Consider the following 26,361-nt stretch of genomic DNA (forward strand, 5'->3'; position numbering starts at 1 on the left):
CAGCCTCGGGCTCTGAGCATCACTCAGGGTCGGGCTGTGGGTGTGGCCCACTACCTACTGGGGGGAATTGCCACTACGTGGGCCTTCTTCCTGGCTCGAATAATCGCGGTGGGATGACCCGTTTGGTCATGGGATTCCCGTAGGGGCACACTGCGGTGCGCCCCTACCAACCCCAATCCACTGCACTTCAACGAATTGCGTTTTCTGACCCATTCGTACATCAAACCTGTTTTGATTCATGGCAACTAAATTCCCAAAATTTAGCCAGGACCTGGCCCAAGATCCGACCACGCGTCGGCTTTGGTACGGGATTGCCACCGCCCACGACTTTGAAAGCCACGATGGCATGACGGAGGAGAATCTTTACCAAAAGATCTTCGCCTCCCACTTTGGCCACCTGGCAATCATCTTTCTGTGGACTTCGGGCAACCTGTTCCATGTCGCCTGGCAAGGCAACTTTGAACAGTGGGTGAAAGACCCGCTGGGCGTGAAACCGATCGCTCACGCGATTTGGGATCCGCAATTTGGCCAACCCGCCGTGGATGCCTTCACCCAGGCGGGGGCCAGCTATCCGGTTAACATCGCATTTTCTGGGGTTTACCACTGGTGGTACACCATTGGTATGCGCACCAACGTCGACCTTTACAGCGGCGCTGTCTTCCTGCTGATTTTGTCGGCGATCTTTTTGTTCGCTGGCTGGCTGCACCTACAGCCCAAGTTTCGCCCCAGCCTGGCCTGGTTCAAAAATGCAGAATCGCGCCTGAACCACCACCTGGCTGGTCTGTTTGGTGTCAGCTCGCTGGCCTGGGCCGGTCACCTGATTCACGTCGCTATTCCCGAAGCCCGAGGGCAGCATGTGGGTTGGGATAACTTCCTGTCGGTACGGCCTCACCCGGCTGGGTTGAAGCCTTTCTTTACCGGTCAGTGGGGGGTCTATGCCCAGAACCCAGACACGCCAAACCACGTATTTAACAGCAGTGACGGGGCCGGGTCAGCGATTCTCACCTTCTTAGGTGGGTTTCATCCCCAAACCGATGCGCTGTGGCTGACGGACATTGCTCACCACCACCTGGCGATCGCAGTGATCTTCATCATTGCGGGCCACATGTACCGGACTAACTTCGGTATCGGCCACGATATGAAGACCATCCTGAATGCTCACCGGCCCCCTGAAGGCACTCCCTTTGGCGGTGCGATCGGGGAAGGCCACAAGGGCATTTACGACACCTACAACAACTCGCTGCATTTCCAATTGGCGTTTCACCTAGCGGCCCTAGGGGTGGTCACCTCTCTGGTGGCGCAGCACATGTACTCCATGCCGCCCTACGCCTTTATCGCCAAGGACTTCACCACCCAAGCGGCTCTGTATACCCACCACCAGTACATTGCTGGATTTATTATGGTGGGGGCCTTTGCCCACGGTGCGATCTTCTTGGTGCGCGACTACGATCCGGTTGCTAACCAGAACAACGTGCTATACCGCGCGCTGGAGCACAAGGAAGCGATCATCTCGCACCTGAGCTGGGTGTCGCTGTTCCTGGGTTTCCACACCCTGGGTCTATACGTACACAACGACGTGGTGGTTGCTTTTGGCACCCCCGAAAAGCAAATTCTGGTTGAGCCCGTGTTTGCACAATGGATTCAAGCTGCCCACGGCAAGCTGCTCTACGGTTTTGATACTCTCCTATCCAACCCAGACAGCATTGCGACGACGGCTTGGCCTAACTACGGCAACGTGTGGCTCGGCGGTTGGCTGGATGGCATTAACAGCAGTACCAACTCGCTGTTTCTGACCATTGGCCCTGGCGACTTCCTGGTTCACCATGCGATCGCCCTGGGTCTGCACACCACCACCCTGATCTTGGTCAAGGGTGCGCTGGATGCCCGCGGTTCGAAGCTGATGCCCGACAAGAAGGACTTCGGCTACAGCTTCCCCTGCGACGGCCCTGGCCGTGGCGGCACCTGCGATATCTCTGCGTGGGATTCGTTCTACCTAGCGATGTTCTGGATGTTGAACACCATCGGCTGGGTGACCTTCTACTGGCACTGGAAGCATCTCACCCTGTGGGCGGGCAACGTAGCTCAGTTCAACGAAAACTCGACTTATCTAATGGGCTGGTTCCGAGACTACCTGTGGCTTAACTCGTCGCAGCTAATCAACGGCTATAACCCCTACGGCATGAATAACCTAGCGGTTTGGGCCTGGATGTTCCTCTTTGGGCACCTGGTCTGGGCCACCGGCTTCATGTTCTTGATCTCCTGGCGGGGCTACTGGCAGGAGCTGATTGAAACCCTGGTTTGGGCCCACGAGCGCACTCCCCTGGCGAACCTGGTTCGCTGGAAGGACAAGCCCGTTGCCATGTCCATCATTCAGGGTCGGGTTGTGGGTCTAGCTCACTTTACAGTGGGCTACATTCTCACCTACGCCGCCTTCTTGATCGCCTCGACCTCTAGCCGCTTTGGCTAACTAAGGCCGTCTTCCGTAGGGTGGGCACTGCCCACCTTACGACCCTGGCGTAAACGGGTGGGTTCCTATTGGGCTAACCCACCCCGTCCGCCCGGCACCTTTTTCTAAGAGAAAAAATCTTATTCAAGCAAGTTTCTAACAAAAACGATCTCCAGTGGTGGGCGGTGCCCGCCCTACAAAAGACTCACCCCGATACCTTACCCACAACAAGAGTCTTCTTTTCAGCATTTTGAATAATCTGAGGTGTGTGAGCGGCCCCCTACGATCGCCCTCTGTCACCCCCTTAACCTTGAGACGGATGGAGACTCTCCGCTTCTCAAGAGTCCTGGTTCTTCGGGGTAGTTGAGCCAGGACTTTTATTATCTGTGTAGCCAAAAGGATAGGTGGGGCACCACCACTGATGGCCTAAATCGTTTACAGTTGCGGTGGCAAAACCGATGACCTCAACCGACTCCCTTGGGACATCGCGCCAGGGCCAATCTGCTCTCTTTTTCTGTGGCTATGACTCCTTCCAACCGGATTTTGGTGCTCTTTGCCCACCCCGCTCTCAACAAATCTCGCATCAACAGTCAGCTGGTCCGGGCGATCGCCGACCTCGAGGGGGTCACCCTCCACGATCTCTATGAGGAGTATCCCGACTTCCATATTGATGTGAAGCGCGAGCAGCAGCTGCTAATTGACCACGACATCGTGGTGTGGCAGCACCCCTTTTACTGGTATAGCAGCCCCGCCATTCTCAAAGAGTGGCAAGACCTGGTGCTCGAACATGGCTTTGCCTACGGCCACGAGGGTACAGCTTTGCAGGGCAAAAAATGCCTTTCCGCTATTTCTACTGGCGGCAGCCAGCAGGCCTATCAGCGAGACGGCTACAACTACTACACCATCGGTGAGCTGCTGACCCCCTTTGCCCAAACCGCGCGGCTGTGCGGCATGAACTATCTGCCGCCGTTTGTTGTTCACGGCACCCACCAATTGCTTGACGGCCCCGAAATCAGCGATCGCGCCCAAGACTATCGCACCCTAATTCAAGCGCTGCGCGACAACCAAATTAACTGGGCGGCGCTGCCTGGTCTGACCCAGCTCAACCAAGACTTGAGCCAGGTATTGCTCGCTCCTGAGGTAGCCCCCCATGCATAGCGAAGACTTATTTTTTCAGGCGTTTATCTACCTAATGGCGGCGGTGCTATCGGTGCCCTTCGCCAAGCGACTGGGTTTGGGGTCGGTGCTGGGGTATCTGATTGCGGGGGTGATTATTGGCCCGTTTGTGCTGGGCCTGGTGGGGGAACAGCAGGACGACGTCATGCACTTTGCCGAGTTTGGCGTAGTGATGATGTTGTTTTTGATTGGTCTGGAGCTGCGGCCTTCGCTGCTGTGGCAGATGCGGGGGCCGATCTTGGGTCTAGGGGGCTTACAGGTGGCGGTGACTACCGGGGCGATCGCCCTGATTGCCCTGCTGGTGGGCTTACCCTGGACGATGGCCCTGGCGATCGGCATGATTTTGGCGCTCTCGTCTACGGCGATCGTGCTGCAAACCCTGAATGAAAAGGGCCTGATGAGAACTGAGGCGGGGCAGGCCTCCTTTTCGGTGCTGCTGTTTCAGGATATTGCGGTAATTCCCATGCTGGCTCTGCTGCCCCTGCTGGAAATGGGCCAGACCGCGATCGGCCCTCATACAGCGGTGCTAGTAGCCACTGCCGAGGCCAGCGGAGGGCTACCCGCTTGGCAGCGCACCCTGCTAGTGATGGGAGCGGTGGGGGGCATTATTGTGGTCGGTCGGTTTCTGATGCGACCAGTGTTTCGGTTCATTGCCGATACGCGCCTGCGGGAGATGTTTACGGCGACGGCCCTGCTGCTGGTGATCGGCATTACCCTGATTATGCAGATGGTGGGGCTATCGCCCGCCCTGGGCACCTTCGTCGCTGGGGTAGTGCTGGCCGACAACGAGTATCGCCACGAGCTAGAAACCGACATTGAACCGTTTAAAGGTCTGCTGCTAGGCCTGTTCTTTATCTCGGTGGGGGCCAGCATCGATTTTAATGTGCTGGCCCGCCAGCCACTGCTGATTTTGGACTTAGTGATTGGGCTGATGCTGCTCAAGGGGTTGGTGCTGCTGGCCCTGGGCCGTTTCTTTCGGCAGTCGCTGAGCCAAAACCTGCTGTTTGCCATGGCTCTGGCCCAGGGGGGAGAGTTTTGCTTTGTGCTGTTTTCCTTTGCTCAGCAGAGCCGGGTTTTGCCAACGACCATTACTGCACCGCTGGTGGTGGTGGTAGCTCTGTCGATGGCCCTCACCCCCCTGGTGATGATTGCCAATGAACGGCTGGTGCAGCCACGCTTTGTGAGCCAGGGCGAGCAGCGAGAACCCGACACCATCGACGATGGCGAAACCCCAGTGATTGTTGCAGGTTTTGGGCGCTTTGGCCAGATCGTCAATCGCCTGCTGGTTGCCAACGGGATTCAGACTACGGTGCTAGACCACGACCCGGCCACCATCGATCTGCTGCGTCAGTTTGGCCACAAGGTGTTTTACGGCGACTCGTCGCGAATTGAGCTGCTTTATGCGGCGGGGGCGGCCGAGGCCAAGCTGTTTGTGATGGCGATCGACGACGTAGAACGATCGCTGCAAACCATTGACCTGGTGAAACAGCATTTTCCCCACCTGAAGATTTTGGCGCGGGCCATCGATCGCCGCCACGCCTACGAGCTGCTGCGCCGAGATGTTGCCGTCGTGGAGCGAGAAACCTTTGAATCTGCCCTGAGCTTGGGTGCCGAGGCCCTGAAGCTGCTGGGGTTCAGAGCTTACCACGCCCACCGAGCCGCCCGCATCTTTCGCCACCACGACATTAAAGCGATGCGCGAGATGGCCGAGATCGAAGCGGATATGCCGAAGCTGGTAGCTAAGTCGCAGCAGCTCGCTGCCGATTTGAAGGAGGTGCTCCAGTCGGATAGTTTCGATTTGCCCCGCGAGGTCGATCAGGCTTGGGATACGACGGCGTTGAAAAAGTATGGAGCGTAGTCTATAGAGCTTTAGTGGTTTAAGCAGGAAGTTTCTGCCCAACGTCAATTGGGTTTGAGGAGTTTGGCAATTTCCACCATTAATAGTGCTGGCTCTACAGGTTTTGTGATGTGAGTTTGAAATCCCGACTGAATTGCTTTTTGCTGATCAAAATTCCTGGCATAGGCGGTCAAAGCGATCGCCGGAATGATGCCACCTCTGTCATGGGGACGCGATCGAATCTGCTGGATCAGCATATAGCCATCCATTTCTGCCATGCCCACATCACTGATCAGCACATCGGGAATGGACCGATCAAGGGATTGCAGTGCTTCAGCTCCAGACGCAACGGCGGTGACTCGCGCTCCACTTTGCTCTAGCAGAAACGTCTGAAATTCACGCGCATCAGTCTCATCATCCACCAGCAAAATTTGCAGATCGCTCAAACCAGCCTCTGTCGTTAAGTTGTCGTGAGGTAACTCTGGCTCACTCAATTGTTCTTGTAGGTTGACGGGTAACTGCACAGTAAAGATTGCGCCTCGGTTCTCACCCTCACTCTCTGCCCAAGCTGTGCCGCCGTGCATTTCCATGATTTGCTGCACGATCGCTAACCCCAACCCTAAGCCACCAAATTTGCGGGTCGTTGTGGCGTCGGCCTGACGAAAATACTCAAACACATGGGGTAAAAACTGTGGATTGATACCTTTCCCAGTATCCGTTACGCGAATTTGAGCCAGGCGATCGAGTTGTCGCAATTCAACCGTTACTTGTCCACCGCTGGGCGTGAACTTAACGGCATTGGTGAGTAAGTTCCAAACTACTTGTTGTAGTCGAGCTGCATCACCCGTCACCGAAATGCTCTCAAGGGTGAGGTCAAGCAGAATTTGGATGTTTTTGGCCTCTGCGGCCAATCGCACCGTTTCGATCGCTGCCATAATCACAAACGTCAAACTAACAGGAGTGATCGTCAAGCTCAGCTTGCCCTGCATGATGCGGGAGATGTCGAGGAGATCTTCAATCAGTTGTGTTTGTAGTTTGGCATTGCGCTCGATTGTTGCCAAAGCTTCGCGTTGGCGGTTGGCATCGAGTTTGCCTCTTTGCAATAGCTGTGTCCAGCCAAGAATTGGGTTGAGGGGCGATCGCAGCTCATGGGACAGTACTGCCAAAAACTCGTCTTTGATCCGGTTGGCATGTTCTGCTTCTTCTCGTGCCGCTTGTTCTCGTTTGAGCAGTTGCTCTTGCTCCGATTCAGCTTGCTTTTGCTTTGTGATGTCGCGTGAGATCGACAACAGTTGTCCAACCCGTCCTGATGCGTCTCGGATGGGAGTGACAATGACATCCCACCACTTCAAATTGCCCTTTGCTGTGAGAGCACAACCTTGAAATTGGCTGTCATTGCCTGCTTTGGCTGCCATAAATGCTGCTTCTGCATTTTGGCGATCGTCGTCTTGCCAGAAATCAAGCCATTGGATGTTTAGGACAGATGCAGGCTCGTCAATTTCTAGAAGATTCAATCCGCCTGCACTCAGGTAAACGAGTCGTCCCTCTAACGTTAAAACCTTGATGCAGTCTTTACTGCTCTCTAAGATGCGTCGTTTTAGTTCTTCACTCTCGCGTAAAGCTGCTTCTGCTCGTTTGCGCTCGCTGATGTCGCGAGATAAACCGACAACTGAACTGATAGTGCGATCGGCGGCAATCACCGGGCTAAGACTATATTCAAAGTAGCCCTCAACTCCGGCTGGATTCGTGTAGGGAGTTTCGTTTCTAACGATCTCTCCGGTTTCAAACACTCGTTGCAGATCATCCAATACTTGCCGCTCAACGTCTGTAGGATAGTTGAGGTCAGCCATCGTTTTGCCGATCGCCTCTGCTGCGGTGATTCCCCACACGTCAAGCAACACTTGATTGGCGTAAAGAAACCGTGCATCGCGGTCAAAACTAAACACAGAATCGGCGATAGTCGAAAGCGTGGCATCAAACTTTCGCACCTGGCTTTCGAGTTCGGCTGAGGTCTGTTGCAAGACAGCTTCTGCCTGTTTGCGATCGGCTTCGATGCGCTTCGTCTCGGTGATATTGGTAAATAAAACAGCAAACTGATTGTTTTGCGGCTCACCGACGCAAAAGGCGTTGACATTAAACCAACGATTTAGGGCGCTGGCATAATTCTCAAACCGAACAGGCTCCCTGGTTTGTACAACTCTGCCATAGGTCTCAAACCAATAAGCTTCATGGTTGGGAGCTAGCTCCCGCATTCGTTGACCCGCTGCTTGCTTCAATCCAGTGAGTTGTTCAAACGCTAAATTGACCTCTAGGAAGCGGTAATCGTTTGGCTTACCCTGTTCATCAAACAGCATCTCGCAAATGCAAAAGCCTTCATCGATCGAGTCAAACAGCGTGCGGTATTTCTCCTCGGACTGAGCAACGGTTTGGGCTGCCAATCTGAGCTCCAATTCATCCACCACCATGGCGGCTAAATCAACTAGGGTGGCCTGCTGCTCGGTAGTCAATGGCAGACGGGGCTGACTGTCGAGCAGGCATAGCGTTCCTAAGTTGAAGCCATCCTGATTCAGCAGGGGCGCACCGGCATAGAACCGCACACCCGGCTCCATCTGCACAAAGGGATTGCAGGCAAAGCGATCGTCGAGTCGGGCATCGGGAACAATCAGCGGCTCAGTGGTCAACACGGCGAAGCTGCACAGTGTGTTGTCGCGCGGCGCTTCACTGGCACCAAAGCCAACGCAAGACTTAAACCAGGCTCTCGATTCATCTACCAATGAAATGAGGGCGGTGGGTACCTTAAACAACCGCGCTGCCAGTTGGGTGATGCGATCGAATGCTGCTTCGGGAGGCGTATCAAGAATGTTATAGCGTTGTAGCGCCGCTAAGCGCTCAGGTTCGTTATCAGGGATAAGCGCTGTAAGTTGTTGCGACAATGCATTAGACATACCTGAGCCGGACCGTGAATCAAGAGCAAAGTGGGAGTGAGGCGTAAACGGCGGTGCAGGTCCTAGCCAGTATGTCTAAGCAAGCTAGCGATTCCTTTTAGGTGTATGAAGGGTCAAGGTTCTCAAACTATTTGCTTTACCAACTTAAAAAACAAGGCTTTGTACCTTAGCTTGTAACACAATCAAGGCCGTATCTCGTCTCTACGCAAGAGCCTGCCGGCAACACAGTCCCGACAGTCTGCACGGTGGACGGACTTGCGACTAGCGATCGCCCCTCATCAGGTTTCAGCCAGAGAAACTCCGCTGCATCGAGCCGGCAGCCCAGCGACAGCATCGTAGGACCAACCTGAGGTGGCTCACCACGCCTCCGGGATAGAGCTCTCGTTAGGCTCAACGCTCAATCGGTGGCGATCGCAGCATCGCTGACATGGCCCGCCGCATCGAGTTTAATCACCAGCCATTCGTAGTCAATGCTGATGAACTGGCGCTCTGGCCCCAGTCTGTAAACCATGTCGTAGTCAGCAAAGCCGTTCTGGGATTCTGGTGGGCCGAGCAGCTCGACCACGCCCGCCTGGGGCCTGCCCAGCAGCAGGTATCTCGCCAGCAAGTCATCCGCCATGCAGAGCCGCACATAGGTGGGTGCGGCGCTGAGAGTTGAGTCGTTCCACAGCGTAGGGTTGAACTGGGTATAGCCCCGGCACTGTTGCCACTCATCCCAGTTCGTTTTGGCCAGCAGCCCACCCACCACCACAAATGGAAAGCTCGTGACCAACAAGCCTCCGACTATGGCGGCGATCAGCAGACGGCGCTTTGCTTTTAAACGTTGGCCCAGGGGCATTGTGAATCGAGCTGGTAGCAGGTCTATGCAGACATGCTACCCACGGTCGGCTAAAAATCACAGGCTGGGTTGCAGCGGTCGAGGAAGATGGTCAAGCACCGGCTCCTCGGGCGATCGCAGTCTACGAGTAGCGACGCACTTTCCGCTCTAGCTGATGAATTAGCTGCTGAAGCTGCTGGTTTTCTTGGCGCAGAGCGTTGTTTTCGGCCTGGAGACGTTGATTTTCTTTCAGGAGAGCTTGATTGTCTAGGGGTAGCTTTGGAGATGAAGTGTACATGGTGCGATCGGGTGATAGAAAGTGCCCACGACTAAGGAACTTCCCTAGCTGTAGCCCTGGGGCTAAGGGCTATGAATGGCTCAACCGCTTGGACTGACTGCGATTTGACTCGCAGCAGCCTAGGCAGCAACTTGCAGGGATGATCTACCTACAGCGGGTTGCGCTACATCTCTATTCTGGCTCACCTATAGGCTCGGTTCGAAAACCTTAACAAGTACAATAGCTCTTGCCCAACGACCCGATGGCGAGTTCGATTATGCAGTTAAATGAGGGATGGTTCTGGACGCCGACGGTGGCGCCACTGCTGTTCACCCCCTGCGAGGCCCTGTGTCAGACGCCAAACCCTCTCGATCGCTGGCTAATATTGCCGGCATTGTGGCTGTGGCCACCATCCTTAGCAAGTTTGTGGGGTTGTTTCGTCAGCAGGCGATCGGGGCGGCTTTTGCGGTGGGGTCGGTGGCCGATGCCTACAGCTTTGCCTACATCATCCCCGGCTTTTTGCTGATTTTGCTGGGGGGCATCAACGGGCCGTTTCACAGTGCGATCGTCAGTGTCGTGGCGCGGCAGCAAGACCGCAAAGACACCGCTGCCCTGCTCGAAGCCGTCAATACGCTGGTCGGGCTGATTTTAATTGGCCTCTCGCTGCTGCTGATTCTACTGGCTGGGCCAATTATCAACACCATTGCCCCTGGCCTGGCCCAAAACGACCTGGTAGCTAGAGATATGGCGGTGTTGCAGCTCCGCATCATGGCACCCATGGCCCTGCTGGCCGGGTTGATCGGCACTGGCTTTGGGGCGCTCAACGCCGACAACCAGTTTTGGCTGCCGTCGATTAGCCCAATTTTCTCTAGCGGGGCGGTGCTAGTGGGGTTGGGGCTGCTCTACGGGGCGATCGGCAGCGACGTGACTAGCCCAGAGTTTTTTATGGTGGGTAGCGCGGTGCTAGCGGGCAGCACGCTGGGTGGAGCCGTGTTGCAATGGCTCGTGCAGCTCCCGGCTCTGTGGAAGTCTGGTTTAGGGCGGCCCAAGCTGCGCTTTGACTGGTCGATGCCCGAGGTGCAAGAGGTAATGCGGGTGCTGCTGCCCGCTACGCTGTCTTCAGGAATGCTGCAAATCAACTTGTTTACCAACCTCTTTTTTGCTTCGTTTATTCCCGGTACGGCAGCGGCGCTGAGCTATGCAAACTTGCTTGTGCAAACGCCGCTGGGCATTATCTCCAACGTGATTTTGGTGCCGTTCTTGCCCATGTTTGCCCGCTTGGCTGACCCGGCAGACTGGCCCGAACTCAAGCTCCGCATTCGCCAAAGCCTGCTGTTTACGGCGTTGACTATGCTGCCTTTGGGGGCGATGTTTGTGGTGCTGGCCCTGCCCATGGTGCGGGTGATCTATGAACGGGGCGCTTTTGACCAAGAGGCGTCCAATCTGGTGACGTCGCTCTTGATGGTCTACGGCATTGGCATGTTTGTCTACCTGGCTCGCGATGTGCTGGTGCGGGTATTTTATGCTCTGGGCGATGGGCAGACGCCCTTCCGTATTAGCCTGATCAACATTGGTCTGAATGTGGTGATGGCATTTTGGTTCATCCGCTGGCTGGGGGCACCAGGGCTGGTGTTGGCCACCGTGGGGGTGAATGTGTTTTCGACCCTGGCGCTGACGGTGATTTTGCACCGGCGACTGCGGGGGCTGCCGCTGCGGGAATGGGGAGGCGCGATCGCCCTTCTCACCCTACTCAGCTTCATCTCTGGTACCGCTGCCTGGGGCACCCTCCAATGGCTAGAAACCTGGCTTGGCACCCAGGGTATCGGCGTGCTGCTGCTGCAACTACTGATTCCCGGCGGGGTAGGGCTGCTGATCTTCATCGTTGGCGCATTTCTGCTGCCCATACCTGAGACAAAGCAGCTCGCCGCCCGAATCCAAGAGCGGGTAAGGCGGTAGCAGGCAAAGGTTTGTAACTACGGTCGGATTTAGGCGACTTTTGAAGAGTAGTTCTAGTGGTGGGCCACTGCCCACCTTACTGTTCGCGATGGGTGAATTTAAGCAACCATTAAGCTTCTGCTGAACTGGGGTAATCGAGGTTAACCAGGGAGGGAGTGGCTGGTCTAGCACCTTGACAGCAAAATCCTGGGATTGACGCTCTAATTTTAGAAAAATTTTATGGCGCAGGCGATTCGTCCACTGATTGAGACTCAATATGCAGAGCAGGTACAGGCCTTTGAGCACTCCCCTTGGTTTCAGCGTCTGGAGCAGGGGCAGGCTTCCCTGCAGGAGTACGATGTCTTTATTTTTAATCTCTGTCAGACCCACCTGAAGAGTCCACAAATCTTGGCTTTTCTCTACGCGGTGGCACCGCCGGAGGCCGCGCCCCAGATTAAACACAATCTGCTCGAAGAATTGGGGCTGGATGAGGTGGCCATCTGCCACCCCGATCTGCTGTATCAACTGGCGACGGCGGCGGGGTTTGATCGCGATCGCCAGACGCATCTGGCCCAGGCGGCCCAGGCCCAAATCCGCCAGCTCTGCACCGATCCGCTGCTGTTTGGCACGATGCAGGAACTGGGGCTGTCAGTGCTTCTAGAGGTAACCTGCTTTGAGTGGATGCTCTCTCGCCTCGCTGGTCGCATCGGCCAGACATTAGCGGAGCATCGCGGTCTGTCGCCTGCAAGTCTGACCTGGTTTGATCACCATTCTGAAGTTGATATTCGTCACGCTGAGGAAGGGTTAGACAGCGTTGAGCAATACCTGGCCTATTACGAGATCGAGGCTGAGGATCTAGAGACCATTCTCGACATTACTTTCCGCGAGAACATTTTTATCAAGCGATACTTCGCTGACCTGCCCCTGCTTGCTGGCTCTGCCCATGAGAATCGTTGACGCTACCCTGTTTGCCCTACAAATTCCCTTTGTCGAAGCTTTTGCCCACAGTGTGCGATCGCGCAGCTGCTCAGATTCCATCGTGGTGCGGCTCCGGGCCGAAGACGGCACCATCGGCTATGGTGAGGCAGTGGCGCGGCCTTACGTCACCGGGGAGACGGTGGAGGGCTGCTTGCGGTTTATGGAACGCACCCTATGGCCGGCGGTTCAAGCCACCGACTATTTCCACTGGGCTGGGCAGGATGCGATCGCCTGGCTAGGGTCGTTGGCCCTGCCGATTGAGGATTCTGCCAATGCTGGTACTGGCGTGGTGGCCTGGAATGCGGCGCGCTGCGGCTTTGAGCTAGCTCTGATCGATTGTCTGCTCAAATCTGCCGGAGTTTCACTGGGAGAACTCTTGCCGCCTCGGCACCCGGTAACCTACAGCGGCGTGATCACGGCCAGCAGCATTGAGGGCGCGGTGAAACATGCCAAACGATTCAAGCAGTTTGGCCTGCCCCATATAAAGGTGAAGATTACCGGAGAGGCGGATCGAGAACGGCTGGCGGCGATTCGCGCGGCGGTGGGGCCAGAGGTGTCATTGCGGGTAGATGGCAATGGGGCCTACTCGGTGGAAAGTGCGATCGCTACCTGTGAGGCTCTAGCAGAATTCCAAATCGACAGCGCCGAGCAAATGATTCCGCGCGGCGATCCCCAAGATTTAGCGATGGTGCAGGCAGCATCAGCCGTTCCTCAAATGGCTGATGAGTCGTTGATTACCCTAGCGGATGCCGAGGCGCTGATCGAGGCTAAGGCCTGCCGAGGCTTTAATCTGAGGCTGTCGAAATGTGGGGGGCTGGGGACAACTTTGGCGATCGCCGAGCTGTCCCAGGCTGCTGACATTCGGGTACAGGTGGGCTGCCAGGTGGGCGAGACGGCGATTCTCTCCGCCGCAGGGCGGCACTTGGCGGCCTATTTGCCAGAGATCAGCTTTTGCGAAGGCTCCTACGGCAGCCTGTTGCTGCGGGAAGATCTCAGTCGTCGCCCCATTCACTTTGGCCATCAAGGTTTGGCTAAGCCTCTGAAGGGGCCAGGGTTAGGGGTGGAGATTCAGGATGCCCTGCTGGAAAAATACGCCCAGCAGACAATTTCACTCTCAGCTAAGGCGGCGTAAGACGATGGCCAGACTGTATACCCTCGGCCTCCGCTGGCAGGGGCGAGCCCTGAAACACCGGCTAGAGGTTGCCACCCAAGAGCCTGAGCTGGCCCAAACGCGGCTATTGCGCCAGTTGCTCAGCCGCCACGGTGACACCCAGTTTGGCCGCGAGCATCAGTTTGATCAGATTCGCACCCCAGTAGATTATCGCCGGGCAGTGCCCATCCGCGACTACGAAGGCTTTCGACCCTACGTGCAGCGGATGATGGCAGGCCAGGACAAAATTCTGCTGAATGAGCCCGTGCGGATGTTCACCTTGACCAGTGGCACCACTGGGCAGCCCAAATATATTCCCGTCACCGCTAGGGTAGAGCGGGGCGGGTCACAGCTGATGCGGCAGTGGCTCTACCGCATTCTGCAAGATCACCCCACGTTTTTGAGCCGGGCGGTGGTGGGGATTGTCAGCCCAGCGATCGAAGGCTACACCCCAGGCGGCATTCCCTACGGCAGCTTGTCAGGGCGAATTTATCAGCAGATCCCGGCTTTAATTCGTCGCACCTATGCCATCCCCTACCCAGTGTTTGAGATTCCCGACTACGATCGTCGCTACTGGGCTATTGCCCGCTACGCCCTAGCGCGGCAGGTTTCTTTCCTGTGCACGCCCAACCCCAGCACCCTCAAGCGGCTGGCCACGGTAATGACGCACCAGGCAGAATCACTGATCCAGGCTATCTATGACGGCACTGGTAGCGAGGGGGGCGAGGGTATTCCAGATCAGCGGCCCCAGCCTAAGCGGGCCAAACAGCTAGAACACATCTTCAATACCACCGGGGCATTGCGGCCTCGGGACTGCTGGCCTCACCTAGACCTGTTGGGCTGCTGGACGGGCGGCTCGGTGGGGGCACAGGCCCGACAACTCACCGCTGACTATGGCTCACTGCCGATTCGCGATCTGGGCTATCTGGCCAGTGAAGCCCGCATCACCCTGCCCTACCAGAACAATACTCCCGCTGGCCTGTTAGATCTGACCTTGAATGTCTATGAATTCATTCCGGAAGCCTGTGCGGATCAGGTCGATCCACCGATTTTGCTCAGCCATGAGCTAGAACGGGGGCAGCGCTACCAGATTCTGTTGACCACCCCTGGTGGTCTCTACCGCTATCACATCAACGACGTGGTGGAGGTGACAGATTTTTATCACCGATCGCCCGTGATTGCCTTTTTACGCAAGGGCCGCGACATGAGTAACCTGACTGGGGAAAAGCTGCATGTCAACCATGTGCTGGCTGCGATCGCCGCCCTGCAACACCAGTTTCACCAGCCGGTAGGAGCCTATCGGCTGGTGGCCAATGCCCAAGCCATGCGCTACGAACTGTACTGGGAAACGTCTGATATTCCCAGTCAGGACTGGATTGAAACTCTGCTGTCAGCCCTAGATGCGGCCCTGGCTGAAAACAACGTTGAGTACGGTCAAAAACGCGCCTCTCAGCGGCTAAACGCCCCCTGCCTCCACCGTATGAAACCGGGCTGGGCGGAGGCGACCCAGCGCTGGGCTATAGCTCAAGGCCAGCGGGAAGTACAGTACAAATGGCAGGTTCTCACCCAGCAGCCTCTACCGCTAGATGTCGGGGCGATCGCGCAAACCTATGAGCTGACGCTGCCCTATGCCCATCCCCACTGATGGTCTGCGGCTGTATCGGCTGGGGCCGAGTCGGCATCTGGTGCCCTGGCTGTGGGGGCTGACCCTGCTGTTTTTGCTGCGGGTGTTAGGGCAGGTGCTGGTGGCCTTTTTTCAGGTGCCCTTTTTGCCCCCTATGGCCCACTGGTATTCGGGCCTGCTTCCCTACCCGCTGCTGTTGCCTAGCCAGTTACTGATTTTGGCGCTCCAGGTCAAGATCAATCGTGACCTGGCCCAGGGGCGGGGTTGGTTTCGACGGCCTCACCGCCGCCTTGGTCAAGGCCTACAGTACGCGAGCTACGGCTACGCCCTGGTGATGGTGATTCGCTACGGCATCACCATGAGTCTTTATCCAGAGCGTCGTTGGCTGGGAGAAGACACAATTCCCATTGTGTTTCACTGGGTGCTGGCTGCCTATCTCTGGCTCTGGGGCTGGGGCCATCGCCATGGGAGGCAACCATGAGTGCAAGGAATTTAGGCGATTCTCCTTCGGAGAGGTTTCGCCAACGCTTGCGGCTGTTCTCGTACAAGCGGTCCTGGCTGTGGCTGCTGGCGGGGCTAACCGCGCTGCTGCTGTTGGTCATTGGTCGGGGTAGTGCGATCGCCGCCGCCTGGCTGGGCCACCAGTTAGACTATCCGCCCGCCAGCTATGGCGTCCGTCTAGAACGCCGAGTGACCGTGACTGCTCCCGACGGCACGGCGCTGGTCGCCGATGTCTACCATCCCCGTACGACCGCAGCCACACCCACGATTCTGGTCCGCATTCCCTACTCCAAGCAGATTAAACACATTCTGTTTGCCCGCACCATTGGTCATCTCTGGGCCAGTCACGGTTACACCACGGTAATTCAGGGAACCCGGGGGCGCTACGAGTCGAGCGGCAGCTACGATCCGCCCTTTCTGAACGAGGCGCAAGATGGCCGCGCTACGCTGCAATGGATCGCCCAGCAGCCTTGGTATGACGGGCACATCGGCATGTGGGGCGGCTCCTACTTTGGCTATACCCAATGGGTGCTGGCCGACCAGGTCGAGCCGAGGTTGTCAGCCCTGATTCCACAAATTTGCAGCACCGACTTCTATCGTATGTTCTACCCCGGCGGCGCGTTTTCCCTAGAAAGCGCCCTCTACTGGGCGACTCTCAGCTACGGCTCCCAGGATGTTCCCCTCCCCCCGGATCAGCTACAGCAGGGTTTTGAGGGGTGGCCTCTGCTAGAGGCCGATGACCGCGCAGTGCAGAATATTCCGTTCTTTGATACCTGGGCCAGCCACACCGATCGCGATCGCTACTGGCAAGCGGTCGATGGCAGCGATCGCAACCGCCGGCTCCAGGCTCCAGCCCTGCTAATGGCCGGCTGGTACGATCCGTTTCTGCCTACCCAACTGGCCGACTTTGAACAGATTCGCGCCCATGCGGCCCCCTCGGTTGCCGAAGCCACCCGCTTGGTAATCGGCCCTTGGACTCACGCTAACACTGTCACCTTCCCCGACGGCAGCCGCCCCCGCAACTACCGCTTCGAAAGCATTGGCCCCAGCCTGCCCTGGTTTGATCAGCAGCTCAAAGGTGCTGCCGAGACGGCCCAGCCCAGCCCGGTGCTGATCTACGTCATGGGTCGCAACACCTGGCGCGGAGAATCGACTTGGCCTCTACTCCGCACGCGCTACACGCCCTACTACCTGCACAGCAACGGCCAGGCGAATACTCTCAACGGTGACGGCCTCCTCAGTCTGGAGCCGCCGGGGGAGGAAGCCAGCGATCGCTTTATCTACGATCCGCAGCACCCGGTGCCCAGTGCTGGGGGTACCATGCTCGGACCAAACGCAGGCATTCAGCCCCAAAACACAGTGGAACAGCGGCAAGATGTGCTGGTCTACACCACTCCCCCACTAACCGCAGCGCTCGAAGTGACGGGGCCCGTGCAGCTGCGGCTCCAGGTTTCCACCACGGCACCCCACACAGATTTCACGGCCAAACTGGTGGATGTCTATCCCGATGGCACGGGGTACAACGTTTCTGAAGGGATTCTTCGGCGGAGCTATGACAATGCGATCGGCAACAATACCCTAGCGGAATCTCAGGTACCCACCGAAATTGCGATCGATCTGTGGCCCACCAGCCAGGTTTTCTTCCCCGGCCATCGCCTTCGACTAGAGGTTTCCAGCAGCAGCTACCCCCGCTTCGATCGCAATCCCAATACGGGCCGCACAATTCCCACTGAGCGCCAACCAGCCACTGCAACCCAGACGGTTTACCACCACAAAGCTGCCGTCTCCCAGCTGATTTTGCCGATTATTCCCGAGTAGGGGCTGCTCTAGCCAATACCGACAGATCTATAACCCCACGTTTGACCTCGGTAATGACAATGTTTTCAGCCCACAGCTTGATGAAGAGGTAAAGAGGGTAAAAGAGTCTAAATTTTGAGTTCTGAATTACGTCTTGAAGCAACAACTCAAAATTCAAAACTAAACACTCAAAACTTTCTTCCCCCACCTTCCCCACTCCCCTACTCTCGTTATCCTGATACAAAAGTCCGTGGAGAGACCCTATGGTGGCAGCACCCGTAGATCGAGAGGCCGCGCTACAGGAGATTCGCGCCGGGCTGCGGCGGGGGCAGCAGGCTCTAGCCGACTGGGAAAACGGACGGCTAGCGGTGTCAGCGGTGCCCGGTTCGGGCAAGTCTACAGGGATGGCGGCGGCGGCGGCGATCGCGATCGCCCGTCACCAGCTGCATCTGAACCGCCAGCTGGTGCTGGTGACCTTTACGCGATCGGCGGCAGCAAACCTTAAGGCCAAGGTGCGCGGTCACCTAAAGACGCTCGGACTGCCCCAGACCAGCTTTACGGTCTCTACCCTGCACGGGCTGGCCCTCTCTATCGCCACCCGCAACCCTGAACTCTCTAACCTGAACCTGGATACGCTGACGCTGGTTTCGCCATCGCAAAACAACCGCATTTTGCGGGCTTGTGTAGAGCAGTGGATTGTGGCCAACCCCAACCTCTACTACCGCCTGATCGAAGGGCGTCAGTTTGATGGCGAAGAAACCGAGCAGCTCAGGCGGCAGTCGGTACTGCGAACTGAGGTGTTGCCCAGCCTGGCCCACACGGTAATTCGCGAAGCTAAAAGCTCGGGGCTGCTGCCCGCTGCCCTTCTGGACCTGGCCCAAAACGTCAACCACTTTCTGCTCGGAGACGTTGAGGACTACGACGTGCTCACCATTGCAGCCGGTCTGTACGATCGATACCAGGCTCTGCTCTCGCAACGGGGCTGGATCGACTACGACGACATGATCCTGGGTGCCCTGCGTACCCTAGGCGACCCCGACAGCCGCCGCTTTTGGCAGGGGCGCACCTTCGCTGTATTCGAAGATGAAGCGCAGGATTCTTCGCCGTTGCAAACCCGATTGTTGACTCTGCTGGCGGCTGATCCTGACGATCCCTATGGAGAGCCTAACCTGGTGCGGGTGGGCGATCCTAACCAGGCGATCAACTCGACGTTTACTCCGGCAGATCCGGTGTTCTTCAACCAGTTCTGCGACGACTGTCGCCTCCAGGGCCGCCTGGTGACGATGGATCAGGCCGGGCGCAGCAGTGGCATCATTATGGCCGCTGCCAACCGCATGCTGGCCTGGGTGAACCAGGCGCAGGTTGCTGGGCCAGAGACTCCCTTTCGCGATCAGGCGATCGCCCCTGTAGACCCCGATGACCCTCAGCTCGGAGCCAACCCACAGCCGCTGGGGGCTGGGGTAGAAATTCTCTCGCCACCGACCACAGCGGATTCAGTCAGATTGATCGCCCAACGGGTCAGCGATCTCTACGCGGCGAATCCTGAAACCAGCTTTGCCATCCTCGTGCGGGAGGGTCGCCAGGGGCAGTTTGTCGGCAACCTGCTGCGCGATCCTGACCTGGTGGGTGGCGTAGATCTCTCCGCTATGGGGCTGAAGTTCTACGACGTAGGGGAGCAAGACCGCCAAACCCAGGTGCCTGAGGAAATGCTCACCCTGCTGCAATTTGTTGAGCGGCCCCACTCGGCTGACCGGCTCAAGGGGGCGCTGCGGGTGCTGGTCGATCGCCAACGGGTGCCCACCCAAGACCTCAACGCCTTGGCCCAGGCTCCCGAGCAGTTTCTCTATCCCGGCCCGCTGGATGCGCCGCCCGACACTGAGGCGGCGCGGATCGCACGGCGTTACTGTGCTGGGCTGCTGCGATCGCGCCTCGAGCTGCCCCCCTACAGCCTGTTCTCCTTCATTGGGCTCACCCTGGGCTACAACCAGAGCGAGCTGGCCACCGCTGACAAACTCGCTGCCCGCGTCAGCCAGCAAATTCGCAATGATGATACGCTGGCGGCTGCGATCGGCGTACTGCAAGATATCGTTGGCTCCGAGCGTTTCACCGCCGTCGACACCGAAGACACTGAGTCGCTCTACACCCGCCCTGGCCAGCTCACCCTGATTACCATGCACAAGGCCAAGGGGCTCGATTGGGACGTCGTGTTTCTGCCCTTTCTCCACGACAAAACCATTCCCGGTACCCTGTGGGTGCCGCCCCAAGGCGAGTTTTTGGGCGACTTTACTCTGGCGGAGGTGGCCCGGGCTCAGATCCGTGCCCATGCCCATGCCGGTTTCGCCCCAGGGCAAGGCGAAATTCCTGACATTATTTCGGCTTGGGAGCAGGCCAAGCACCTCAAAGCCGCCGAAGAATACCGGCTGCTCTACGTCGCCATGACCCGCGCCAAGCGCCTGCTGTGGATGTCGGCGGCCCAGCAGGCCCCGTTTACCTGGAGCAAGCCAGAGAATGTGCAGGCGTCGAACCCCTGCCCAGTGCTGCCGGTGCTACGGGAGTGGCTGGGTAGGGGGTAGGGGGTGGATGGGTAGGAGCAGATCTACGCTTGCCCAGGGGCATTGGGTGGTCGCGAAGCGTTACTAGCGGTGAATCACAGCTCACCGCCAAAATCTAAAATCCTCAGTTTGAAGGTCTAAAAGCTGCTAGTCGATACGCTCAATTTGCCAAAGAATTTGGTTACCTTCGCGCCGCACCCGCGACACTGACCAGTTGCGCCAGGCCCAAAACTCGCCTCGGCTAGTCACAGCGCTGGCGTTCACATCCATCAAATCAGCCAGTTCTGAGCTGGTGATGAGATAGCCCTGTTTGGCGATTTCGTCGGCAATTTGCAGGGTTTCTAGAACGTTGCGGAGGTTGTCAACCCTAACCTCACGGGGTAAAGAATCAAAGTTTTCACTAATCGGAGAAGTTCCAGAGTCTGCCATAATGCATGATGCCGTCCAAAGCTGAAAATCAAGCTAAATTCTACCCTCTGACTCTAGGGTTAAGAGTAACTTAGCCCATAAATCATCTATGCTTTGCATTAGAAAAACTTATGATTCGAGCTTGGCTACCCAGAGTTCAAGCGAGATTTACGATTGTCTACTCCTAAAATTATCAGCCAAGGCCTAACTGATGGACGCTGCTATTAAGGCCATAACCAGGCTGATTCGTAATTTTGGTAATAGGTTAGGAAGGACATAAAGTGTAGTTCGAAATACTTTCAACCTAAACTAGAGAAATTTAACTGAGGCAGAGTTAATCCTAAAAGAAGTCAGATTCGTGGTCTGGCTGCTTTAAACAGCAGCCCTCCAAGTTCAGCTTGGTGCCAAAGAAAAAGCGACATAAGCTCAAATAAGGCAGAGCTGCCCTCGCTCAACCCACTGCAACGTTTTGAGCATGGGCTAACCGACGCGATCGCGCTTACCGCAGCCCTAGGGTTTTAGACACCGCGCTCAAGGTTGGGCGCAACGCCTGTGTGGACCACTGCTATCTAGCCTCAGGAGTTTGCAGTAACCCTGGGCACATGCATTAAATTGTTTATAGGGAGAATATTTTGGGATGCCAATTCCCAGGCTGAACTGCCGGGGTCTATGCCTTGGTCGTTCAGGCTTTTCCTGTCGTTCCGTTTCTCTGAGGTATCTCCGTGGCTAGTAAAGATCAAATTAAGCAGCACCTTGCCCTAACCAGCAAGATCAACTTCGCCGGCGTCACTCCTGCCAAGAGCGAAGATCCCCGTAAGGCTCGCATTATGGCTCATCTCAAAAAGAGCTTGGGCTAGAAACTGTGGGGGGTAGGGGGTAAGGGGTGGATGGGTACGGGTGGTTAAACCCAGTGATCAAACTCCCTACCCTCTACTCCCTACCCTCTACTCCTTACCCTCTTACTCCTTCACTGCCTACAAATACCCCGCCGGATTCACTGGATTGCCGTTTTGCCGCACCTCAAAGTGCAGGTGCGGACCAGTGGAGAGACCGGTGGAGCCGACAGCGGCGATCGCCTGCCCCTGCTGCACTGTTTGCCCCTCGCTAACAAACAAGCGGCTAGAGTGAGCATAGAGCGTGCTGAGCCCGCCACCGTGGTCAATGATCACCGCCTGGCCGTAGCCGCCGTACCAGCCCGAAAAAATTACCCGGCCCGAGTCGGCGGCGTGAATGGTGCTGCCGTAGCCGGCTGAAAAGTCTACCCCAGCATGGAAGCGGCTGTAGCCCAAAATGGGGTGTACCCGATTGCCAAACCCACTTGAAATGTTGGCGTTGGCGGGGAAGACAAACCGCCCCGTGCCGCGAATCACTCCGGTGCTGGCGGCAATTTTTTGGCGAATCAGGCCAGCAATCTGTTCTGAGTCGCGGGCAAGCTGGGCCTCAGCGGCTTCTAAGGCACCGCGACGATCCCTCAGGCGAGAGATCAGCTGCTTTTCTTCGTTAGCTTCGGCCTCGTACTGCTGCTTTTGGGAGAGCAGCTGCTGGCGCAGGAGAGCGACCTGGTTGCGCTTTTCTTCGACGGCGGCCTTTTGCTTTTGAATAGCTTCGGCCTGGGCCTTGAGGTCGGCCAGCACCTGGCGATCGGAGGCATAAACCCGCTTGAGCTGGTACTGGCGGTCTAGAAACTCATTAAAATTCTGGCTTTGCAGCAGCACAGCCCAGCCTTCGCTGCCCTGCTGCCGCTGCAAATACTGTAGCCGGGCCACAGTGCCCGTGCGCACGTTTTCGTAGTCGGCTTCGGCCTTGGCAAGCTTGGCCTCAAAGTCTTTCAGCTCTTTCTCGGCCTGGTTAAGGCGAAACTCAGTTTCGCCAATCTGGTTCGCCGTATAAACAATGCTGTTCTCCAGACCCTTTAGAGTAGATTCTGAAGTGGCCTGGCGATTTTGCAGCTCGGTTTGCTGCTGCTGAAGTTCGTTGCGCTGTTGCTCAAGGGTCTTTTGCTTATTTTGCAAATCTTGAATGGATTGAGCGATCAGCTCAGGGGGCGCTGCTTGGGCGTTGGGAACTGTTGTGAGCGCCAGCCAGCCGACCACCACCAAGGCTAGCGCCAGGCTCAGCCATCGCCCCCAGGCCACTGCGCTAGGTCGCCGGGTTGGTGCAGAAGAAAGCGGATGAGTTCGCAGCATGGTCACAGGCAGTACCTGAAGTGGGAATCTGGAGTTTAGCCTTTAAAGGTGAACGCAATCGCAACTGCCCCAAAGCCAAAAATAGCTGCACCGGCCAGCCGATTTAACCACTTAAGTCGGGAGGGTGTCAGCTTTTGGCTAAAAAGCGTTACACCCCAGCTCAGGCACAGCCACCACAGAGCAGACCCTAAAAACACCCCAAAAATTAGGGTTAGCGAGGCTCCCCACGACTGGCTGGTGCCCACCAGACCCAGCCCAGCAAAAATCGCAATGAAAGAAAGAATAGTGGCCGGGTTCGTCAACGTCAACACTAGAGTAGAAGCGTAGGCTCCCCACAACCCTCGACTAGAGACCTTAGCTGCTTCGGTAGCAGGGTCGGTCCGCAGCGTTGTAAGGCCCAAATAACAGAGAAACAAGCCTCCGATCAGCTGCATGGCCTGGGTGTGCCTAACCAACAGATCGGCGATCGCAGTCAGGCCAAACCCAGCAATGCTGCCATAGATGCCATCGGCGGTGGCGGCTCCCAGCCCCGTCACCAGCCCCACGAGCTGGCCCTGAGTAAGTGACCTGCGAATGCAGAGCAACCCAATAGGGCCAACGGGGACTGCGATCGCTAGCCCCAGCCCCACGCCCTTTAGCAATGTCCAGCCTTCCATAGCCCCTCCTTAGGACTCACTCAAATGATCTAGCGATGGCACCTGGGTTTCTTTCACGGTAGAAAGCACAATCAGCGTGCGGGTTTTGACTACCCCTGCGATCGCCTTCAGCCCTTCAGTAATTAATGCCTCCAGGGCGCGGGTGTGGCAGCAGCGCACCTTCAGCAGGTAGTCGTCGTCGCCGGTCACGTGGTGGCATTCCAAAATTTCGGCGGCGGCCTGTACTGCGGCTAAAAAGCCCTCGCGGTGGTGAGGTTGGTCGAGCGTTACGGCAATAAATGCCGTCAAATTTAACCCCAGGGCTTCGGCATCGAGCTGGGCACTGTAGCCCGTGATGATGCCGCGCTCTTCAAGGCGTTTGACGCGATCGGCTGTCGCTGGAGCAGACAACCCTAGCTGACCGGCCAGCTCAGCCCAAGTCACGCGCCCTCGCTGGCAGAGGAGCGACAGAGTTTTTATATCAAGGTTATCTAGTTCCATTACCTTATTTTAGTAGGCAAATTTTTGATTTGGCATTCTATTCAAATTCTATGGGCTAGACTTGTCGCAATTCCATAACATAACTTTTGGTTTCGGGATACCGGGTCTCTCTGCCTTTCGATAGAGAAAATATGGCACCTTAGGGATGGCGCTTATTTGTTGGGAGATAGTGATGGTTTCTAGTATTCGCGGGCTCTTGCAGCCCATTGCCGACTTCTTTGCTGGGTTTGGCACCCCCGAGCCGATCGTCCACTGGGGCCACCCGGCGATGATGGGCATTGTGATTTTTGTGATGGGCAGCTTTACCGCCTACATGGGCTGGAAGGGCCGCATTGGCGATGACGATGCGGTGAAAAAAGCCGAAAACCGCCACACTCACAAGCGTTTGGCCCTGTGGATGTTTACCTTTATTAGCCTGGGTTATACCGGTGGGGTGCTGTCGCTGGTCATGCAGGACAAGGACATCTTCCAAAGCCCCCACTTTTGGACTGGCAGTCTGGTGATCGCGCTACTAGCTATCAACGGAGCAATCTCGATCACCAAATTTGGTGGCGGCAAAGACTCTCTGCGCACCGCCCATGCTTACCTGGGCAGTTTTGCCCTGGCGGTGATGTTTGTCCACGCCTTTTTGGGTCTGCGCCTGGGGCTGTCGATCTAATCAGAATTCAGTTAATCAGCTTCAATCAAAAGCCCCAAAGGAAAGGTTCTTTTGGGGCTTTTTGCTCTTTTGCCACTGGGCTGTGGTGAGGCGTGAATAGAGTTGCCAGTCTGCGTTGCGCATAGTTCGATTAATACCGCAGACATTTGAGCACATGCATGGGTCTGCCGGTGTTGGGCTCGATCTGGGGTTTGCTCCGAGCGTGAGCTTCAGCAAAGCCAAGGCTATGGAGAATTGAGACTGCCGCGCTGCTTCAAACCAGCGTTATATTCAGTCCAGTTACGGACTTGATACTGCATCGGCGCTGAAATGCTTGCCGAGTAATGGCCCATGCCAGCAGCCTGAGAGACTTAAGGCGCATCACGAAAACTCACTATGCATAGCGATCGCGCCCCCTGTTACAGCATTTCCTTACCGCGTAAGGTATAGCCTAACGTCTGGAAGGGTTTCACCTCCATCGGTGTGCCGCACTGGCTGCAAAAGCGCGTATTATCAATTGATCAACTTTTGAAATTGATCAATCGTCCGGATTTTGGGCATAGAGATATGTCTTGAGTAACAGGACGGGATCAAGGCGATCGCGTCCAAAAGCCAAAGCCCTTAAAATAGCCGACAGCCAATAGCCCTTTCCCCCTTATGACCTCTCAGCTCAAACACAAACACAAACATCGGGTGCTGCTGTTCTGGGCCGCGCTGCTGGCGGTGGTGATGCTGGGTGGGCCTGCAATCGCATTTTCGCCACCGGTAGTGCCTTGGGGAACTGATTCCTGGGAGACCGCGCCGATTCCCCAGAGCTTCCAAAAAATTCGGGGGGTGTGGCTGACCACCAACGATATAAATATCCTGCGGGATTCCTCTCGGGTGCAGAGCGCCATGGCCGAGTTGTCTCAGCTCAACTTCAATACGGTCTATCCCGTGGTCTGGAATTCGGGCTATGCCCTCTACCCCAGCGTGATTACCCAGCGAGCTGGGATACCCTACATTCACCGGGGCGCTGCGGGGCAGGACATTTTGGCTGATGTGATTAACCAAGCTCACCGCCATGGCTTGTTGGCCATCCCGTGGTTTGAGTTTGGCTTTATGGCTCCGCCGTTATCGGAGTTGCCTCTAGCTCACCCAGACTGGCTGACCCAGCGCCAGGATGGCAGCCAGACCTCGATCAGTGCGGCCGGGGAAGTGGTGTGGCTCAACCCGTTTAAGCCAGAGGTGCAGCAGTTCATCACCAACCTGGTGGCCGAAATTGCCGTCCGCTACGACATTGACGGCATTCAGTTCGATGACCACACGGCCCTGCCCAGCGACTTTGGCTATGACCCTTACACCATGGCGCTATACCAGCAGGAAACCAAACAGCTGGTGCCGAGTAACCCGCGGGATCCGGCCTGGATGCGCTGGCGGGCAGACAAGATTACGGACTTTGTAGCTCAGCTTAACCAGACCGTGAAACAGCATCGTCCCCAAGCCATCTTTTCGGTGTCGCCCAATCCCTATGACACGGCCTACAACTCGTTTTTGCAAGATTGGGTAGGCTGGATCAACCGTGGCCTGGTGGATGAGCTGCTGGTGCAGGTCTACCGCTGGGATATGACCAGCTTTACGGATCAGATTCTGCGGCCCGAAATTCAGACGGCCCAAACTCAAATCCCGGTGGGCATTGGCATTTTGACTGGGTTACGCAATCGCCCCATGCCGATGTCGATGATTCAATCCCAGGTGATGCGATCGACGGCCCAGGGGTTAGGGGTGGCCTTTTTCTACTACGAAAGCCTCTGGTACGATGCGCCGGAGCCTGTGGCTGAGCGCCAGGCTCGCTTTCGAGATTTGTTTAGCGTGCCTGCGTCTCGGTTTAGCCTACGTCGCCAGGTTTAAGCACGGCTTCGAGACTCTGCTGCGCCTCGGTGGGGTTAGCGTTGAGGTCGTCAGTGGCTTGGGCCATAG

Annotated in this window: 21 protein-coding genes; 14 read left to right on the top strand and 7 right to left on the bottom strand. The window is 56.6% G+C overall.

The window, feature by feature from the left end:
- The 4 genes from H6F75_RS24490 to kefC form a co-directional block, all read left to right on the top strand.
- Positions 1 to 117 (top strand): hypothetical protein (locus H6F75_RS24490; RefSeq protein ID WP_190749126.1); only part of this gene is annotated, 117 nt, incomplete at its 5' end.
- 121 nt (positions 118 to 238) lie between these two features.
- On the top strand, positions 239 to 2,467 hold the full coding sequence (gene psaB, locus H6F75_RS24495; protein WP_190755443.1) for a photosystem I core protein PsaB: 2,229 nt from the start codon (positions 239 to 241) through the stop codon (positions 2,465 to 2,467).
- A gap of 501 nt (positions 2,468 to 2,968) precedes the next feature.
- Positions 2,969 to 3,604, top strand: coding sequence for an NAD(P)H-dependent oxidoreductase (locus H6F75_RS24500; protein WP_190755445.1), 636 nt, complete (start codon positions 2,969 to 2,971; stop codon positions 3,602 to 3,604).
- Positions 3,597 to 5,480 (top strand): glutathione-regulated potassium-efflux system protein KefC, encoded by a 1,884-nt coding sequence (kefC, locus tag H6F75_RS24505; RefSeq protein ID WP_190755447.1) that lies wholly within the window; start codon positions 3,597 to 3,599, stop codon positions 5,478 to 5,480. The genes H6F75_RS24500 and kefC overlap by 8 nt, the downstream gene beginning before the upstream one ends.
- A gap of 44 nt (positions 5,481 to 5,524) precedes the next feature.
- Here the strand turns inward: kefC and H6F75_RS24510 are convergent, their stop codons facing one another.
- The 3 genes from H6F75_RS24510 to H6F75_RS24520 form a co-directional block, all read right to left on the bottom strand.
- Entirely contained in the window at positions 5,525 to 8,404 is a 2,880-nt protein-coding gene (locus H6F75_RS24510) for a PAS domain-containing protein (RefSeq protein WP_190755449.1), read from the bottom strand.
- 397 nt (positions 8,405 to 8,801) lie between these two features.
- Positions 8,802 to 9,242: a hypothetical protein gene (locus H6F75_RS24515; protein ID WP_190755451.1), complete on the bottom strand. Its 441-nt coding sequence runs from the start codon at positions 9,240 to 9,242 to the stop codon at positions 8,802 to 8,804.
- Positions 9,243 to 9,363: 121 nt separating this feature from the next.
- The gene (locus H6F75_RS24520; RefSeq protein ID WP_190755453.1) at positions 9,364 to 9,519 is read right to left on the bottom strand and encodes a hypothetical protein; all 156 of its coding nucleotides are present in this window, start codon (positions 9,517 to 9,519) and stop codon (positions 9,364 to 9,366) included.
- Positions 9,520 to 9,846: 327 nt separating this feature from the next.
- On the opposite strand from H6F75_RS24520, the gene murJ reads away from it, so the two are divergent.
- The 7 genes from murJ (at position 9,847) to H6F75_RS24555 (ending at position 20,056) form a co-directional block, all read left to right on the top strand.
- Positions 9,847 to 11,454 carry a murein biosynthesis integral membrane protein MurJ gene (gene murJ, locus H6F75_RS24525; protein WP_347710705.1) on the top strand — a complete coding sequence of 536 codons (1,608 nt, stop codon included), beginning with the start codon at positions 9,847 to 9,849 and terminating at the stop codon, positions 11,452 to 11,454.
- Positions 11,455 to 11,673: 219 nt separating this feature from the next.
- Positions 11,674 to 12,390, top strand: coding sequence for an iron-containing redox enzyme family protein (locus H6F75_RS24530; protein WP_190755457.1), 717 nt, complete (start codon positions 11,674 to 11,676; stop codon positions 12,388 to 12,390).
- Positions 12,377 to 13,543 carry an enolase C-terminal domain-like protein gene (locus H6F75_RS24535; RefSeq protein ID WP_190755459.1) on the top strand — a complete coding sequence of 389 codons (1,167 nt, stop codon included), beginning with the start codon at positions 12,377 to 12,379 and terminating at the stop codon, positions 13,541 to 13,543. The genes H6F75_RS24530 and H6F75_RS24535 overlap by 14 nt, the downstream gene beginning before the upstream one ends.
- 4 nt (positions 13,544 to 13,547) lie before the next feature.
- On the top strand, positions 13,548 to 15,206 hold the full coding sequence (locus H6F75_RS24540; RefSeq protein ID WP_190755461.1) for a GH3 auxin-responsive promoter family protein: 1,659 nt from the start codon (positions 13,548 to 13,550) through the stop codon (positions 15,204 to 15,206).
- Positions 15,190 to 15,666 (top strand): hypothetical protein, encoded by a 477-nt coding sequence (locus tag H6F75_RS24545; protein ID WP_190755463.1) that lies wholly within the window; start codon positions 15,190 to 15,192, stop codon positions 15,664 to 15,666. The genes H6F75_RS24540 and H6F75_RS24545 overlap by 17 nt, the downstream gene beginning before the upstream one ends.
- Positions 15,663 to 17,504 carry a CocE/NonD family hydrolase gene (locus H6F75_RS24550; protein WP_190755466.1) on the top strand — a complete coding sequence of 614 codons (1,842 nt, stop codon included), beginning with the start codon at positions 15,663 to 15,665 and terminating at the stop codon, positions 17,502 to 17,504. The genes H6F75_RS24545 and H6F75_RS24550 overlap by 4 nt, the downstream gene beginning before the upstream one ends.
- A gap of 242 nt (positions 17,505 to 17,746) precedes the next feature.
- Positions 17,747 to 20,056, top strand: a complete 2,310-nt coding sequence (locus H6F75_RS24555; protein WP_190755468.1) for an ATP-dependent helicase — start codon at positions 17,747 to 17,749, stop codon at positions 20,054 to 20,056.
- 126 nt (positions 20,057 to 20,182) lie between these two features.
- On the opposite strand, the gene H6F75_RS24560 is transcribed toward H6F75_RS24555, so the two are convergent.
- The gene (locus H6F75_RS24560) at positions 20,183 to 20,464 is read right to left on the bottom strand and encodes a hypothetical protein (protein WP_073610147.1); all 282 of its coding nucleotides are present in this window, start codon (positions 20,462 to 20,464) and stop codon (positions 20,183 to 20,185) included.
- A gap of 701 nt (positions 20,465 to 21,165) precedes the next feature.
- Between H6F75_RS24560 and H6F75_RS28600 the strand changes: the two genes are divergently transcribed.
- Positions 21,166 to 21,300 (top strand): hypothetical protein, encoded by a 135-nt coding sequence (locus H6F75_RS28600; RefSeq protein WP_255524785.1) that lies wholly within the window; start codon positions 21,166 to 21,168, stop codon positions 21,298 to 21,300.
- Between the two features lie 117 nt (positions 21,301 to 21,417).
- Here H6F75_RS28600 and H6F75_RS24565 read toward each other — a convergent pair whose 3' ends face one another.
- Genes H6F75_RS24565 through H6F75_RS24575 form a run of 3 tightly spaced genes read right to left on the bottom strand, consistent with a single transcriptional unit; the run spans position 21,418 to position 23,765 of the window.
- Positions 21,418 to 22,629, bottom strand: coding sequence for a M23 family metallopeptidase (locus tag H6F75_RS24565; RefSeq protein ID WP_190755942.1), 1,212 nt, complete (start codon positions 22,627 to 22,629; stop codon positions 21,418 to 21,420).
- Positions 22,630 to 22,664: 35 nt separating this feature from the next.
- The gene (locus H6F75_RS24570; protein ID WP_190755470.1) at positions 22,665 to 23,285 is read right to left on the bottom strand and encodes a LysE family transporter; all 621 of its coding nucleotides are present in this window, start codon (positions 23,283 to 23,285) and stop codon (positions 22,665 to 22,667) included.
- 9 nt (positions 23,286 to 23,294) lie between these two features.
- The gene (locus H6F75_RS24575) at positions 23,295 to 23,765 is read right to left on the bottom strand and encodes an Lrp/AsnC family transcriptional regulator (protein ID WP_190755472.1); all 471 of its coding nucleotides are present in this window, start codon (positions 23,763 to 23,765) and stop codon (positions 23,295 to 23,297) included.
- 172 nt (positions 23,766 to 23,937) lie between these two features.
- Here H6F75_RS24575 and H6F75_RS24580 point away from each other — a divergent pair, with 172 nt between their 5' ends.
- A complete protein-coding gene (locus H6F75_RS24580) occupies positions 23,938 to 24,423 on the top strand; it encodes a DUF4079 domain-containing protein (RefSeq protein WP_190755474.1) in 486 nt (161 codons plus the stop codon).
- 636 nt (positions 24,424 to 25,059) lie between these two features.
- Positions 25,060 to 26,292 (top strand): glycoside hydrolase family 10 protein, encoded by a 1,233-nt coding sequence (locus H6F75_RS24590; RefSeq protein WP_242020343.1) that lies wholly within the window; start codon positions 25,060 to 25,062, stop codon positions 26,290 to 26,292.
- Positions 26,293 to 26,361 lie beyond the last annotated feature (69 nt).

This window comes from Nodosilinea sp. FACHB-131 (genome assembly GCF_014695395.1).
GTDB lineage: Bacteria > Cyanobacteriota > Cyanobacteriia > Phormidesmidales > Phormidesmidaceae > Nodosilinea.